The following is a 15,522-nucleotide window of genomic DNA, read 5'->3' as shown; positions in this document are numbered from 1 at the left end:
TAACTCCCGACACCGGGCCCGCACCTGTCGCACCTTTGCGGGACCTGTCCACCCGTCCGCGGGCGGGCACCATGAGACCCTTATGAGGAAGGGCACAGAGGTCGAGGTAGTGACCGCGATCTTCGGCGACGGTGCGATCACGGGGGACCGGCCTGGCCCGATCTCCTCGCAGGAGGCTCGCGAGCTGCATCGCATCGAGCTCTTCCGCCGGCACCACGGCCTGCGGACCTTCTACGTGATCGCGCGAGAGGCCGACGACATCATTGGGTTCCTGCCCGTCTACCCGGTCTCCCGGGCGTTCGCGCCACCTCGCATGGTCACGGGCCTCTTCGCGGACCTGCCGCACTGGTCCAGCGCGCTCTTGCTCGGGAGCGACGGCTCGATCCCCTCTCTCCTGACGGCGCGGCCAGAGACGGCGGGCGAGCTGATCGCCAGGGCCCTCACGCTGGACAGCGGGCAGGGGCCAGGCATCGCCTGCCTGATGCACGCCGACGACGCGCAGTTCGAGCTGGTACGCCCGTTCCTGCCCGAGGCCGCCTACCTGGGAGAGCGCCAGGAAGCCTATTTCGAGCTGCCGTTCGCCTCATTCGAGGCATATGTCGCCACGCTGTCCCGGAACGGCAGGAGCCAGGCCCGCCGCGAACGCAGGCGGTTCCTGGACAGCGGACTCGAGCTCAGCGCCGTGCCCGCCATGGACGCGGTCGAGCTGGAGCCGCTGCTCACGCAGGTGGAGCGCAAGTACGACGCGAACGCCAGCGCCGAATGGGAGGCGCTGTTCCTGTCCTCCACGGCCCTGGCGATGGCCGAATGCGGCACGGCCCTGGTCGTCCACGACTGCGGCCGTCCGGTCGCCTTCACCCTGCTCTGGCAGGTTGGATCCGTGTGGCGGGTCCGCTGCTGGGGGTGTGACTACGCGCATCCGGCGGTCAGGGACGCGGCGTTGTACGCCAACCTGATGTTCTACGAGCCGATCATCCGGGCCGGCCAGGCAGGCGGGCGGCGGCTGATAGTCGGCACGGGCACTCTGGAGTCGAAGCTCAGGCGCGGTGCCTCGCTCCGCCGCCTGCGCAGCCTGGCTTGGGAGCACCGGTGAGCCCGGATTAGGGGACGTGCCGCCGCACCACATCCTCACCAAGGATTTCCCCATGCGTCCATCAAAGAGACCGCGCCGAACCACCGCCCGCGTGCGGCGGGCGCAAGGGGGCGGTGTCGCCCGGTGACCGACTGGTTCGTCCCCCTGTCCCGCTCGGCCACGGGAGCGACCCGCCACGTTTACGCCTTCCCGCAGGCCGGAGGTGGTTGCTCCACCTTCGCCGAGCTGGCGGACCGGCTGCCTCGCGACATCGCGCTCTGGGGACTGAACCTGCCCGGCAGGCAGGCCCGATTTCTGGAGCCGCCGTGCACGGACCTGGACGCGCTGGTCGGCGCGCTCGCCTCCGATCTGGCGGGGCGCGACCGGCCAGTGCTGTTCGGCTACTGCTCAGGCGCCTGCCTCGCCTTTCTCGTGGCCCGGCGGCTGCGCAAGGACTGGTCGCTCTCGCCCCCGGCGCTCATCGCCGCCTCATATCCGGCGCCGGATCGGGCACGGCCGCCCACCGACCTGCACGCCCTGGACAGCGAGGCGTTCTGGCAGGAAATCCTCTCGCACGGCGGCGTGCCGGCGCGGGTCGCCGCGGAGCCCGACTTCCGCGAACTCTTCGAGCCGGCGCTGCGCGCCGACTATGCCCTGCTGTCCGCCTACCAGCACACGGAAGAGGAGCCGCTCGACGTGCCCATCACGATGATCTCCGGCCTGTCCGACCCGGTTCTGCACGCGGAAGACATCGACGGCTGGGGCGGGCACACCGCGAAAGAGTTCGCGTCCGTCCGGGTGCCGGGTGATCACTGGCTGCTCAACGGCGACCTGACGACTCTGGCCCACACCATCGGGAGGGCGGCATGAACACGACCCTGGGCAAGACCGGTCTCGAGGTGTCGAGAATCGCCTACGGCACCTGGGAGCTGAGCGGTCATTGGGGAACATTCGACGAGGACGAGGCGATCAACGCCATCCGGCACTCCAGGAACCTGGGCGTGAACGTCTTCGACACCGCTCACGCCTACGGCTGGGGCGCGGCCGAGCGGGTGCTCGGCCGCGCCCTGCGCGACGACCTGAAGCGCCGTAGGGACGAGGTCGTGATCGTGACGAAGGGCGGCATGGGAATCGACGACGACGGCCGTCCCTTCCCCGACTCCGGCCGGGCCATGCTCCGTGCCGGCATCGAGAACAGCCTGACCTCGCTCGGCGTGGACCACATCGACGTCTACCTGGTGCATGTGCCCGATCCCGACTTCCCGTACGACGAGGTCGCCGGATTCCTCCAGGAGTTCGTCGAGGCCGGGGTCATCCGCCACGTCGGCGTCTCCAATTACGACACCGAGCAGATGACCGCCTTCGCGGCAGGACGACCGGTCGAGGTGCTACAAGCCCCTTACAACCTGCTGTGGCGAGAATCCCAGGACACGGTCCTGCCCTTCGCCCGCGAGAAGGGCATCGGTGTGCTGACCTACGCCCCACTCGCCAACGGCCTGCTGTCGGGTGCCTTGACCGGGGAAGAGACGTTCGCGGGCGACTGGCGGGCCTTCTCCGGCAATTTCCGGGGCGAACGATACGAGAAGACCCTCAAGACGGCGAGCAGGCTGGCGACGTTCGCAGCCGGCGAGCTGAACGTGACCCTGCCGCAGCTGGCCGTGGCATGGACGCTGGCGAACGGCGCGGTGGACTGCGCGATCGTCGGCACCCGGCAGGCCGGACACATCGAGCAGGCGGTCCGCGCGGCGGACCTGCGGCTCGGCGCCACCGAGCTCGCGCAGATCGACCATCTCATCAACGACTGACAGCGGAGGCATCGTGGAACCCTGGGACGACTCTTTCGAAACGGTACTCCGGCCGCATCTCATGCTCCTGGAACCGGGTCTGCCCATGGCGGCCGATCTCGACCTGCGTGAGGCGGGACTGGACTCGCTCACACTGATCGAGGTGCTCATAGCCATCGAGACCGCGTACGAGATCGAATTTCCCGACGCGCTGCTCACCGGGGAGACCTTCCGCACGCCCAGCACGCTGTGGACGGCCATCTCCACCGTCCGTGACGTGCCCACCGGGCAGGCGGCGAGCTGAGTGCCGGCGACCAGGAGCACGCCCCGTCTGAGTGTGTTCTTCTTCTCCAGCGCCGACACGGGACCGGTTCCAGACCGCTACGCGTTCATCCTGGAGACCACCGCCCTGGCGGAGGAGCTGGGCTTCGAGGCCGTGTGGGTGCCCGAGCGGCACTTCCATCCGTTCGGCGGGCTGTTCCCCAATCCCGCGGTGCTGGCGGCGGCCCTGGCGGCCCGGACCAGCAGGATCGCGGTCCGCGCGGGCAGCGTGGTCATGCCGCTGCACCATGCCGCCCGGGTGGCGGAGGAATGGGCGATGGTGGACGCGCTGTCCGGCGGCCGGGCCGGCGTGTCCCTGGCCACCGGGTGGAGCAGGGGCGACTTCGTCCTGAGCGACGTGCCGTACGAGAACCGCCGCGAGCACACCTTCGCCGCCGTGGACACCTTGCGGGCGCTGTGGCAGGGCGAGGAGGTTCGCTTCCACCCCGACGGGGCGCCGGTGCGGACGTACCCGGCGCCCACCCGGCGGCGCATCCCGCTGTGGCTGACCGCGACCTCGGGGCCGGAGACCTTCTCGGAGGCGGGCCGGCGCGGCTGCAACGTGCTGACCGGCTTCCTCCAGCAGGACGGCGAGCAGCTGGAACAGCACATAAGCATCTACCGTGCCGCATTCGCCGCGCACCTGCCGGACGGTACCCCGCACGTCACGCTGATGCTGCACACATGCGTGGGCGACACGACGGAGCAGGCGCTGGCCGCGGTCGAGGAGCCGCTGCTCACATACCAGCGGCAGTTCCTCGATCTGCGCGACCGCGACGTGCAGGCGGAGGAGGACGAGCTCACCGACGAGGAGAAGCACGAGCTCGCCCGCTACGCCGCCCGCAAGTACGCCTCCGGCCGCGGACTCGTCGGAGACGTCGACGAGGTCGCACGGCGGTTGCGGCAGTTCGCCCTCGCGGGCGTGGACGAGGTTGCCTGCCTCGTCGACTTCGGCGTCGAGCCTGAGACGGTCTACCAGACGTTGAAGCGGCTCTCCGCTCTCACCTGAACAGGCCGGTGAGCTCCGGCACCTCGCCCAGCTCGAAGTCCGCCACCACGGCCCGCACCAGCAGCAGTTCGATGCCGCGCACGAAACGCTCCAGCTCCGGGACGGGCAGGACCGCAGGGTCGGACGCCACCGAGAACCGGAGTTCGGAGCCCGGGTGCCCGGCGATCGTGAGCAGAAGAAGCTGGTCGCGGGTCCACAGGGCACTGCGGCTGAACCTGGAGCGCGGCAGGGCTGTGTGCACCTCCTGTGGCGACGGCGCTATGGGCCTGGCTCTGGAGTAGCCGCTGTAGTCCTGGACCTGACAGTCCAGCTCGATGGGCTGCCCCCGCCGCCGGCTCGCCCGCTCGACGACGTCGCCGATCAGGTCTGGCGGGTACCACGCATGCCGATAGGCCAGGAGCGACGAGGTCCACGTACTCCTGATCAGCTCGCGGAATGACGCGGCGGGCACATCGACGGAGAACAGCGCCGGCTGTACACAGGTGCTCACCATGTCACGCGCTCCCGGCACTGACCTGTTGGCCGCGAACAGTCCCAGCGCCACCGTGGTGTTACCGGTCCGTGTGGACAGCAGCGCGGCGGCGGCGGCCAGCACGGCGCCACCCGGCGAGACGCCCAGCTCGGCGCCCAGCACCGCGGCGGCCAACCCCGCCGCCGGAGAGCGCAACACGCCGACGGGCGACCAGTTGCCGGGCACAGCCGGCGAGCGGTCAGGGAACATGGTGTGCGGAATCGTGGCCACCGTACGCTCCCAGTACGCGACGGCCCGCGCCGCCGCCCGCTCGCCGACCGGCGAGTCTTCCACGGCCACCTGGTCGAGCGGCTGCATGACGGTGGCGGGCAGCGCGTCCCTCTCACCGGCGAGCAACCTGACGAACGCCTCGCTGGCGACGTCGAGGCCGACCCTGTCGGCGGCCAGGTGCGAGACGGTGAACAGCACAAGCGCCGGTTCACCGGCCCGGGTGATCACGGCCACGCGCAACGGCCACTCGTCGTCGTCGAAGCCGCGTCCCCGGTACTCGTAGCTCAGCCGCTCCGCCAGCCCTCCCTCGTCCTCGCCCGCCTCGTGCAGGGCCAGGCGGTACACCCCCTCACCTGCCACGTGCTGGCGCGGCACCCCACCGGAGGTAACGCCGATCGTGGTGCGGAACGCCTCGTAGCATTCGACCAGGCGCCGTACCGCCTCCGTCACGTCCCCGATCCGGCATTTCTCCGGCACACGGAACAACCGGGTGCTGTTGAAGTAGTAGTGGTGCGGACGGGTGCGTGAGAACTGATGCCACATTTCGCGCTGAGCCCAGGTCAGCAGCCCAGACCGGGCTGTGGGGGCGCGGAAGGCGACGGTGATCTCTCCGGTCGGGGCCGCGTCGTCCACGTCAGGCTCCTGGCGTCCACTCGATCTGGTGCCACGCCTGCGGACCGCTCCACGCGGGAGCGTCCACCACCAGCACGGCGAGTTCGCGCGGGGTGGGATATTCGAGCAGGGCCACGACATCGATCTCCTTGCCCAGCTGGGCCCGCACCCTGGAGCGGATCCGGACCGCGGTCAGCGAGGTCGCGCCGAGATCGTGGAGGTTGCTGTCGAGGTCGATGTCCGACGTCTTCAGCACGCTCTTCCAGATCGCGACCAACTGCTCGGCCACGTCGTCGAGTGTCTTGTCGGATGCGGGCATGGCATTCTCCTTTCGCTTGGTCACCAGTCGAGCGGCCGGCCGTCGCGGTAGAACTGCCCGGTCGGCCCGTCCGGCGGCAGGGTGGCCAGCCACACCGGGGTCACCGCGGCGTCCTCGGGGCTGACCGTGGCGGACGGCCCGCCCATCTCTGTCCGCGTCCAGCCGGGGCAGCAGGCGTTGACGAGGATCCCGTCGTCGCGAAGCTCGTCGGCCATGATCCGGGTCAGCGCGTTCACCGCGCACTTGGAGACCCGGTAGGCGGGGATGCCGGCGCCCATGCTGCTCAGCCGTCCCACGCCGCTGGAGATGTTGACGATGCGACCATGCCGTCGCGCCCGCATGGCGGGGATGACGGCCTGGCTGAGCTGCCAGGTGCCGAGCAGGTTGGTCTCCATCGTCCGCCGTACGACGTCCATGTCGATCGTCTCCGCGTCCTGGCCGTCGTCGACGGCCACCGCCGCGTTGTTGACCAGTACGTCGCAGCGGCCGAAGGTGAGGCGCAGCCAGGTGGCGAACTCGGCGACGCTCGCCGCGTCGGAGATGTCCAGCGGGGCGACGGTGACGCTGTCGCGGTGCTCCTCCAGCCGCGCCGCCGCCACCTCGCCGCGCTCGGCCGACCGGCTGGCGAGCACCACCCGCAGGCCGGCCGCCGCCAGCTTTCGGACGATCTCCAGGCCGAGTCCCCGGTTGCCGCCGCTCACCACGGCCACCCTGCCGCTCATCTCGCCGCCTCTCTCAGCGCCTCGGCCAGCGCCGACTCCAGTTCGGTCAGCCGGGACCCGCCCACCGGGGCACCCGGTGAGGCCACCTCGGCCGTGAGCCCGCCGTCGTTGAGCGAGACCCACAGGCCGTACCCCTCCCGGTACGCCGGAGCCATGGGCACGCGGCGCCAGTCCCGCGTACGGGCAGGGCCGGTGTCCCGGTCGTCGGTGAAGGAGACGAAGCAGCTGACGCCGTGCTCCCGATCGTCGGGCAGGCGCTGCAGGATCCGGGCCAGCGGCAGCTCGTGGTGTTCGAACATGGCCAGCAGGTTCGCCCGGACGCTCGGCAGGGTCGCGGCGAAGCCGTCCGCGACCGGGAAGTAGAGGGGAAGCATGTTGGCGTACCAGCCGAGGGCGTCAGGTGTCTCCAGATCGTCCCTGTTGTGGGTGGCGACCAGCACACCGGCCTCGTGCCGGCCGCTCACCTCCTTCAGCGCGAGGCCGAGGGCGGTGAGAACCCCCATGAAAACGGTGGATCTCTCCTCGCGGCAACGCCGGACGAAAGCGTCGGCCTGCGCCGGGTTCAGGAGCTTCAGCCGCGCGTAACGGCCGCGGGCGAGATCCCAGCGGCCGACGCCGACCGGGAACGGCGGGTGGAGCGGACGGCCCGCCAGCAGTCGCTGGAGGTCGGCGACCTGCGCGTCGAGGGCGGGCCCGTCCGCGAAGCGGCGGTGTTGCGCGGCGCTGTAGGCCAGGTAACCGCCCGGATCCGGCAGGTCCGGCGGGCGCCCGGTCACGGCCGCGTCGTACAGCTCCCGCAGGTCGCGCATGGCGACGGAGACGGACCAGGCGTCGGCGACCAGGTGGTCCATCGACAGGTACAGCAGCGGCCGCTGCGACCGCACCAGCCCGGCCCGCAACAGCGGCCAGCCGAGCACGTCGAACGGCCGGTCCACCTCGGCTCGCACGTGACTCATCGCCTGCTCGTCCCCGCCCGGGACAACCGTGGCCACGCACGGCACCTCGGCGACGGGCACGCTCCTGGCGGACACGATGCCGTCCCTGTGCGCGAAGCGGTACCGCAGTGCCTCGTGACGGGCCGCGAAGGCGGTCACGGCCCGGGTCATGGCGGCGACATCCGCCTCCGCCGGCAGGCGGCACACCAGCGGGATGGTCTTGGCCAGGCCGGCGAGCCGGTCCCCGGCTCCGCAGACGGCGCGTATTCGCCGCGCCTGTGCGTACGATGGCTGGACACCCGTCATGCGGCGAGGTCCTCGGCCACGTGCTCGAGCACCGCGCCGATACGGTCTCGCAGGAAGAGATGGCCGCCGGTGAAGGGGCGCACGCCGCACTCCCGGGTGGTGTGGTGGCGCCAGGCCACCATCTCGTCGAGCCGCACCTCCGGGTCGTCCGTGGCGGCCAGGCAGGTCAGGGGCAGGTCCAACGGGGGTTCGTCGAGGTAGACGTAACGCTCGCACACCTCCAGGTCGGCCCTGATCAGCGGCGCCATCGCCAGCAGGAGCGCCCTGTCGCGCAGCACGGTGACAGAAGGGCCGGCCATCTCGTCGAGCCTGGCCAGGAGCCCCTCATCGGTCAGCGTGCTGGCCTCGGGGCGCCAGGGCGGCAGGTGCGGCGCCCGGTGCCCGGAGACGATCAGCCGCACCGGCTGCGGGCCGCCCGACCGGCGCAACCGCCGGCACACCTCGAACGCCAGCAGGGCGCCCATGCTGTGCCCGAACACGGCGCAGGGAACGTCCAGCAGCGGCCGAACGGCCTGCGCGATGTGCTCGGCCAGCAGGTCCGCCCGGCGGATCGGCGGCTCGCTCCACCGCTGCTCGCGCCCCGGTGGCTGCACCGCCCAGATCTCGGCTTCCAGGTCGCCCGGCAGCCGCCACTCGCCGAACATGGACGCTCCGGCCCCGGCGTAGGGCAGGCAGATCAGCCGTAACGTGGGGCGCGGGGCACCCCCGCAGCGTCGCAACCACGGACCGCGGAACACCTCCGTCTCCGACAGCACGTTCCTCTCCCTCCGGTGTTCTGACGATGGCATCGGCGGCCGCTCACGGCAGGTCCCAGGATCAGGGGACGTCAGAGCGCCCCCGACGTCATGGGCGCGGAGCGAGAACCTGCGGTGCGGGCGCGCGGTTGAGGTAGATCCCGCCGTCCACGACCAGGTTCTGACCCGTGATCCAGCTCGCGGCGGGTGAGCACAGGAACACCGCCGCCGCCGCGATGTCGTCCGGGGCTCCGAGCCTGCCCAAAGGGGTGTCTCCGCCTGCGCCGGCGAATGCCGCCGGCGTGGTCGTCGACAACATGTTGGCGGCCACGCCCTCGGTGGGCACGGGCCCCGGGGCGATGGCGTTGACCCGGACGCCGCGGGGGCCCCATTCGTAGGCCCACGTGGCGGTCAGCGAGACGATCGCCGCCTTGGCCGCGCCGCACGCGGCGAAACCGGGAAAACCACGCTCGGGCACGGGCAACGTGATGTTGAGCACCGCGCCGTGGCGGGCCTCCAGCATGGCGGGCACGAAGCCCCGGGTGAGGTGGAACGTGCCGTACAGGTCGGTGTCCACCACCGCGGCCAGAGCCCGGGAGGTCAGGCGCTCGGCGCGCATGGGGAAGTTCGCCGCCGCGTTGTTGACGACGATGGTGGCCGGGCCGTACCGCTCCTCCACGTAGTCGCGCAGGCGCTGGACGCCGGCTTCGTCGCGGACGTCGCACGGCATGCTGCCACAGTGACGGCCGGTCTCCTCGCCGATCCTCGCCGTGGCGGCGGCGAGCCGTTCGGCCGACCGTGACGTGATCACCACAGTGGCGCCGACCTGGGCGAAGGCCCGGGCCATGCCGTATCCCAGCCCGGATCCGCCGCCCGTGATGACCGCTACCTCGCCTTTGAGCGCGTTCGGCTGGAAGATCTCAAGCACCGTCGCGCCCCTCCGGTTCCACCAGTTGGGCGAGCTCCAAGGCGAGCGCGTCCAGCGTGGAGAACTCGAACAGCGCCCCCGCGCCCAGTTGCGTGCCGAAGCGGGCGTTGATACGGGCGATCAGCTGGACGGCGGTGAGCGAGTTGCCGCCGAGCTCGAAGAAATCCTCCTGGCCGCCGATCTTCTCCAGCCCGAGCGCGGCCGCCCAGAGGCCGCGCAGCACGCGTTCGATCGGCTCCTCGCGCTGATCGGCCCGCTCCTCGTCAGGGCGTTCCGCCTCAGGGGCCTGCGGTCGCGAGGCGTCCGGGTGCCGCTGGTCTCCGACCGGTGCGGCGCCCGCGCGCGGCACCGCCATGGGCCCGCCGGCCGGGGGCAGTCCGGGCGCCTCGACCGGGGCGTCCACCAGGTCGACCAGCACGACAGGCGAACGATCCTGCCTCAGGAGCTCCAGAAAGGCGGTGGCTCCCTCCTGCGGCGTGAGCAGGCCGGTCGGCGGGTCGGCGGCCTCCTGCGGCGTGAGCAGAGCGGTCGGCGGATCGGCGGCCTCCTCACCTCGCCCGGGCGCGGCGAACGCCCCATCCTTCACCTCGCGAATCGTGAACGACTCGGCATAGAAGAGCAGGGCGCCTGTGCGGGAGTCGTAGATGTGGAAGTCGAACGCGCCCGCCGCCTGAGCGCCCGCCGCGGCCCGGCCATGCACGTGGACGTCTCCGGTCAGCGGCCCGAGCACGACCACCCTGCGATAGAGGAAGGGGGCGTAGGCGCGGCCGGGCGGAAGCGTGTGCAGCACCCCACCCGCCGCGTCGACCAGCGCCGGGTGCACGGGATGCGCGGCAAGGTCGTCGTGGAAGCGCTCCGGCAGGACCAGGCGGGCCAGCCGCTCCCCCTCGGCCGCTCTCCCCTCGGACAAGGAGGGCCAGCGCGGTCCGAACGTGATCCACTTGGCGAGCCGGATGTCGACGGGTTCCGTCAGGCGGCCGCGGATGCGGTCCAGCCCTTCGGCCTCGACCGGCTGCACGCCGACGACCAGGCCAGTGGCGTGCTCGGTCCACGGCCCCTGGCCCTGTTCCGGCCGCGAACGCACGACGACGCGATGACCGCCCGGCGACGGCCGGAGATGCACTTCGACACGCCGGGGCCCATCGCCCACCAGCGGCGCCAGGAAGGCCAGATCGCGGATCTCCACCGGCCACGCCCGCTCGTTCACCGACTGGGCCCCGAGAACGGCCAACTGCAGCAGGCTGGTCCCCGGCAGCACGGGCGCCCCTTGAAAGAGGTGATCGTCGAACTCCCAGTCATGCCCAGGCCGCCGGACCACCTCCAGAACCGGGGCCGGGCCGTCGGCGGGGTTCGTCAGCAAGCCGCCGTGCACCGCGCGCCCTTCCGGAGAGCGGGCCAGCATGCCCACCTCGGCCCATCCCGGCCACTGCACGGACACCGTGAAGCGCTCGTCGGAGTGGCGGCCGGTGCTGTGCGCGTCCAGGAAGGCGTTGGCCGCCGCGTAGTCCGCGCTGCCGTACATGCCCGTCAGCCCGGCGACGCTGGAGAAGGACACCAGGAAGTCCAGCGGAGCACGATCGGCGAACACCTCCTCGATCGCCAGCACTCCCCCGGCCTTGGGGCGCAGTACCTCGCGCAGCTCCGCCCCGGAGCGCCGCTCGACGAGACCCCCACCGGGCGTGCCCGCCGCGTGCACCACCCCGTCGATCCGCCCGAACCGCTTTTGCGCCGCGTCCACGACGGCGCCGAGCGCCGCCACGTCCGCGACGTCGCACTCATGGACCTGGACCTCGGCGCCGGAGTCGGTGATCGCCGCCAGCGCGGCCGCCACGTCGTCGCGGTTCTGGAGCCTGCTGGGCGGCGTACGTCCCAGAAGGACGAGGTTGGGGCGCAGTCCCGTCTCGGCCATGGCGCGCGCGACGACCAGACCGAGGCCGCCGAGCCCGCCGGTGATGACGTACGTGCCTCGTCGGCGCAGCCTCGATTCGGTTCGCGCGGGCGAGCCGCTCACCAGCCGGGGTACCCAGCAGGCGGCGCCGCGGACGGCCGCCAGCGGCGGCTCGCCGCCCACGATGACCTCTCCGAGCGTCCGTTCGGACGCCTTGGCCGACACGTCGACGAGCTGGCAGCGGATGGCCGGCAGTTCCTGGGCGGCACTGCGGATCAGGCCGATGACGGCGGCCCTGACCGGGTTCACCGGCTCGCCGCCCGTGACGTCCACCATGCCGCGGGCAAGCACCAGGACCCGCGTCGGCACCCGGTGGCGGCGTTGGAAGGCTGCCGCGGCCTTGAGCATCCCTCGCACCGCGTCGAGAACCCGGGCGACCTGATGCTCGAGATCGTCGGTGTCCAGCTGGTCCACCGGGCCGAGCATGGCGGCATGGGCCAGAACGACCTCCCCCTCGGGCCGGTCCAGGGCGGACAGCCAGTCCTCCGCGACCGTGGGGTCGATCATGGTCGAACCCGAGGCGCCGGGATCGCGGCGGTCCGTGACGCGCCGGGTGCGATAGCCGCCGAGCTGCAGAGCTGCCTGAGCGGCGCGGGCCGCCGATTCGTCGCCGGGAGCGAGCAGGACGGCGACACCGCGGTCGGTCACCCAGCTCGCCGGCTGCGGCGGAACCTGCCGTACCCAGTGCAGCTCGGCGAAGCGCCAGCGGCGGGCCTGTCCAGCCTGCACGGCCGGGTCGGAGGGAACCTGCGCGGGATCGTCCGCAGGGGTCTGCCGCGGGGCCATGGGACTGGCTTCCCCTTGAACTCCCTCCGTGACGGGCTTGCGGTCGATCCAGGCGCGGCGACGCTGGTAGGGGTAGCCGGGCGCGGCGACCCGCCGATGTCTGCGCGCGTCCTGCCGCCAGTACGTCACCGGGACGCCGTCGACCCACAGCTGGGCCAGCGTCTGCTCCAGCACGCCCTCGTCGTCCCCGCGCCCGGTGACCGGCAGCAGCCGGCTCACCGACGACCGGAAGTCGGAGCGCCCGCGCAGGACGGCGGCCAGGGTGGCGCCCGGTCCGATCTCGACCATGTTGGCCGGCCCCTCCGCGAACACAGCCCGCGCGGCGGCGTCGAAGTCCACCGGCCGGACCAGTTGCCGGGCCCAGAAAGCGGCGGAGGTGGCTTCACCCGTGCCAAGCTCGGTGCCCGTGTCCGCCGAGATCACCCGCGTTGTGGGTTCGCGCAATGTCATGGTGCTCAGGACGGCCTCGAACTCCTCCGCCGCCTCCGCCATCGCCGAGGAGTGGAAGGCGTGCGAGGTGTTCAAGATCCTGGTACCGATCTCCTGTGCGGCCAGCTTCTGAGCGAGATCGGCGATGACGTCATCGGGGCCGGCCAGCACGATCTGCGCGGGCGCGTTGACCGCGGCGAGCGTCACGTCGTGCGGCAGCAGTCCGGCGACGGCCTCCGTGTCCGCGGACACCGCGAGCATGGAGCCACGCGGCATGCGCTGGATGCACCGGGCCCGCGCGGCGACCGCCCGCAGCCCTGTCTCGAAGTCGAACACGCCGGCGACCGCCGCCGCCACCAGCTCTCCGAGACTGTGCCCCACCAGAGTGACGGGGGTGACGCCCCACTGCATGAGGCAGTGCGCCAGCGTGTACTCGCCCACGTACAGGAGTGGCTGGGCCACCTCGGTCTCGGCCAGCTCGGCAGGATCGTCCGCGGACAGCCACAGCGCGCGCAGGTCACGCTCCAGCAGCGGCTCCAGCACCTCGAAAGCCGCGTCACAACCCTGGCGGAACATCGGCTCGGTCTCGTACAGGTGCCGGAACATACCCGGCCGCTGCGCGCCCTGCCCGGGGAAGGCGAAGACCGTGTCCCTGATGACCCCGTCCCAGGTGCGGACCCTCGCGGGATCGCGCAGCCCCGCGGCGGCGTCGGCGGGGCCGGCGGCGAGCAGGGCGCCGCGTACCGGCAGGCGGGTGCGGCCCACCCGTAGCGTGTGGGCGGTGTCGGCGAAACGGCCGGCGTCCAGCCGCTCGAAGTGGCCGGCCAGGCGCTCGCGCAGCGCCGTTTCCGCCGTATCCGTGCGGGCCGACCAGGTCAGGATCTCCCGAGGCTGTACGCGCTCCGTCCCCTTGTCCGTCTCCGGCTCCGGCTCTGCGGGGGGTGCCTCCTGCAGGACGATATGCGCGTTGGTGCCGCCGATGCCGAAGGAGCTGACCCCGGCCCGGCGCGGCCGGCCGTCGTCCGGCCATTCCCGCAGCCGGGTGTTGAGGTAGAAGGGCGAGTCTTCCCAGTCGGTCTCGGGGGTGGGGGTGGAGACGTTGATGCTCGGCGGGATGAGGCGCCGGCTCAGGACGAGTGAGGCCTTGATGAGCCCGGCGATCCCGGCCGCCTGCCCGAGATGCCCGATGTTGGACTTGACCGAGCCCAGACCGCAGTATTGCGTGGGCAGCGGCTCGGGGGCCGCCGTCTGGTATGCCTCGATGAGCGCGGTCAGCTCGATCGGGTCACCGACCTTGGTGGCGGTGCCGTGCGCCTCCACGTAGCCGATGTCGCCCGGGGTGATGCCGCTGGCCGCCAGCGCGTCACGGACGCACTCGCTCTGGCCCGCGATGCTCGGAGCGGTGAAGCCGACCTTGCGCGATCCGTCGTTGTTGATGGCCGAGCCGAGGATCACCGCATAGACGGTGTCGTCGTCCCGCAAGGCGGCCGAGAGCGGTTTGAGCAGGACGGCGCCGACGCCGTCGCCGAAGTTGGTGCCGGTGGCGTCCACGTCGAACGATCGGACGATGCCGTCGTGGGCGGCCAGTCCGCCGGCCATCGGCATGTACCCGCGGTGATAGGGGAACTCGATGTCCACGCCGCCCGCGATCACCATCTCGCAGTCTCCGGCCCGTATCGCCGTGCACGCCATGTGGACCGCCGTCAGGGAGCTGGAGCAGGCGGTGAGTACGGTCGCGCTCGGCCCGCGCAGGTTGAGCTTGTAGGAGATGAACGTGGAGAGATAGTCGGGCGAGGTGGCGACGTCGATCGCCGTGTAGCCGACGCTCTCGACGAGATCCTCGTCGCGCTCGATGTAGTCGTAGCGGTAACGGTTGATGTTGGTCGCCGCGAACAACCCGATGCGTCCCTGGTAGTCGGCCGGGTCATAGCCGGCGTGCTCCAGCACGCTGTGCGCCGTCTCCAGCATCAGCCGGTACTGGGGATCGCGCAGTTCCGCCTCTCTGGGCGTCAGCTCGAAGAGGTCCGCGTCGATCGCGTCGGCGTCAGGGATGATCGGCCGTCGGCGCACGTAGTCAGGGCGGCCGATCAGCTCCGGATCCTCGTGGTAGCGCAGCAACTCCTCGTCGCTCAGCTCGGTGAGGCAGTCACGCCCGGCGACCAGGTTTCCCCAGAATTCCTCGATGTTGTCCGCACCTGGGAAGCGCCCCGCCATACCGACGATAGCGATCGGTTCTGCCTGGGCCATGCGCTACCTCCGCTGTCGATGCCGCCACGCCAGGGCGATTGTGGCTCGCCCGTTGACGGCTTTTCACGTCCCGCAAACCTGCGACGGCCCGATCAGCCTGCCTCGGTGACCTGCCCCAGCAGTGCCGCGCGCGTGAGCTCGGCTTTGTTGCCGGCCCCGAGCTTGGCGCGGATCCGTTTGACGTACGTGTCGACGGTGTGCCTGCTGATGCCCAGCCGGGTGGCGATCTGGCCGTGGGTGAGCCCCTGGGAGATCCGCCGCAGCACCTGCTTCTCCCGCTCCGAGAGGGCCGACGAGTCGCCCGCGGCCGCGTCGTCGGGCTCGACCGGCCCGTCGTTCCTGGCCGGCGCCCCTGTCGTGACCTCGCGGATTCCGTTGACGAGGACGTCTTCCGGCGCCGTCTTGCTGAGGACGAGCGAAGCGCCGGCCTTGATGAAGGCGACGTCGCCGAACGACCGGTGCGTACGAAGGACGATCACCGAGGTGTACGACGCGAGGCGCGAGACATAGCCGAGGGAGTCCTCGGCCGGCAGCACGGCCGGATCGACGAGGAGTGCGTCGGCCCGCCACGGAATACGGTCGGTCAGAGAACTACGCACGTCGAGCACCTTCATCCCGGCATTCGACA

13 protein-coding genes are annotated in these 15,522 nt (G+C 71.4%); 5 read left to right on the top strand and 8 right to left on the bottom strand.

Translation table 11 applies throughout. From position 1 onward, the window contains the following. The first annotated feature begins 82 nt into the window (after positions 1-82). The 5 genes from ACFOY2_RS51025 to ACFOY2_RS51005 all read left to right on the top strand — a co-directional run bounded on the left by ACFOY2_RS51025 (position 83) and on the right by ACFOY2_RS51005 (position 4,186). Positions 83-1,093, top strand: a complete 1,011-nt coding sequence (locus tag ACFOY2_RS51025) for a peptidogalycan biosysnthesis protein (protein ID WP_379535435.1) — start codon at positions 83-85, stop codon at positions 1,091-1,093. A gap of 123 nt (positions 1,094-1,216) precedes the next feature. Next, entirely contained in the window at positions 1,217-1,942 is a 726-nt protein-coding gene (locus ACFOY2_RS51020) for a thioesterase II family protein (protein ID WP_379535434.1), read from the top strand. Continuing rightward, positions 1,939-2,877 (top strand): aldo/keto reductase, encoded by a 939-nt coding sequence (locus ACFOY2_RS51015; protein ID WP_379535433.1) that lies wholly within the window; start codon positions 1,939-1,941, stop codon positions 2,875-2,877. Before ACFOY2_RS51020 ends, ACFOY2_RS51015 begins: the two co-directional genes overlap by 4 nt. 13 nt (positions 2,878-2,890) lie before the next feature. After that, positions 2,891-3,160 (top strand): phosphopantetheine-binding protein, encoded by a 270-nt coding sequence (locus ACFOY2_RS51010; protein ID WP_379535432.1) that lies wholly within the window; start codon positions 2,891-2,893, stop codon positions 3,158-3,160. Further along, complete coding sequence (locus tag ACFOY2_RS51005) at positions 3,161-4,186, top strand: MupA/Atu3671 family FMN-dependent luciferase-like monooxygenase (protein WP_379535431.1); 1,026 nt, start codon at positions 3,161-3,163, stop codon at positions 4,184-4,186. On the opposite strand, the gene ACFOY2_RS51000 is transcribed toward ACFOY2_RS51005, so the two are convergent. The 8 genes from ACFOY2_RS51000 to ACFOY2_RS50965 all read right to left on the bottom strand — a co-directional run bounded on the left by ACFOY2_RS51000 (position 4,179) and on the right by ACFOY2_RS50965 (position 15,493). Continuing rightward, the gene (locus ACFOY2_RS51000) at positions 4,179-5,561 is read right to left on the bottom strand and encodes a condensation domain-containing protein (protein WP_379535430.1); all 1,383 of its coding nucleotides are present in this window, start codon (positions 5,559-5,561) and stop codon (positions 4,179-4,181) included. The two genes, ACFOY2_RS51005 and ACFOY2_RS51000, sit on opposite strands and share 8 nt — an antisense overlap. A 1-nt stretch (position 5,562) precedes the next feature. After that, positions 5,563-5,859 (bottom strand): acyl carrier protein, encoded by a 297-nt coding sequence (locus tag ACFOY2_RS50995; protein ID WP_379535429.1) that lies wholly within the window; start codon positions 5,857-5,859, stop codon positions 5,563-5,565. Between the two features lie 20 nt (positions 5,860-5,879). Next, positions 5,880-6,581: an SDR family oxidoreductase gene (locus tag ACFOY2_RS50990; RefSeq protein WP_379535428.1), complete on the bottom strand. Its 702-nt coding sequence runs from the start codon at positions 6,579-6,581 to the stop codon at positions 5,880-5,882. Next, positions 6,578-7,822 carry a condensation domain-containing protein gene (locus ACFOY2_RS50985; RefSeq protein WP_379535427.1) on the bottom strand — a complete coding sequence of 415 codons (1,245 nt, stop codon included), beginning with the start codon at positions 7,820-7,822 and terminating at the stop codon, positions 6,578-6,580. The genes ACFOY2_RS50990 and ACFOY2_RS50985 overlap by 4 nt, the downstream gene beginning before the upstream one ends. Next, complete coding sequence (locus ACFOY2_RS50980; RefSeq protein ID WP_379535426.1) at positions 7,819-8,577, bottom strand: thioesterase II family protein; 759 nt, start codon at positions 8,575-8,577, stop codon at positions 7,819-7,821. The genes ACFOY2_RS50985 and ACFOY2_RS50980 overlap by 4 nt, the downstream gene beginning before the upstream one ends. Positions 8,578-8,665: 88 nt before the next feature. Continuing rightward, on the bottom strand, positions 8,666-9,484 hold the full coding sequence (locus ACFOY2_RS50975; RefSeq protein WP_379535425.1) for an SDR family oxidoreductase: 819 nt from the start codon (positions 9,482-9,484) through the stop codon (positions 8,666-8,668). Continuing rightward, positions 9,477-14,894, bottom strand: a complete 5,418-nt coding sequence (locus ACFOY2_RS50970) for a type I polyketide synthase (protein WP_379535424.1) — start codon at positions 14,892-14,894, stop codon at positions 9,477-9,479. The genes ACFOY2_RS50975 and ACFOY2_RS50970 overlap by 8 nt, the downstream gene beginning before the upstream one ends. Positions 14,895-14,986: 92 nt before the next feature. Further along, on the bottom strand, positions 14,987-15,493 hold the full coding sequence (locus ACFOY2_RS50965; protein ID WP_379535423.1) for a helix-turn-helix transcriptional regulator: 507 nt from the start codon (positions 15,491-15,493) through the stop codon (positions 14,987-14,989). Between the last annotated feature and the right edge of the window lie 29 nt (positions 15,494-15,522).

Source organism: Nonomuraea purpurea, assembly GCF_042650645.1.
Taxonomy (GTDB): Bacteria; Actinomycetota; Actinomycetes; order Streptosporangiales; family Streptosporangiaceae; genus Nonomuraea; species Nonomuraea purpurea.
This window is presented reverse-complemented; position numbering and strand designations above follow the sequence as displayed.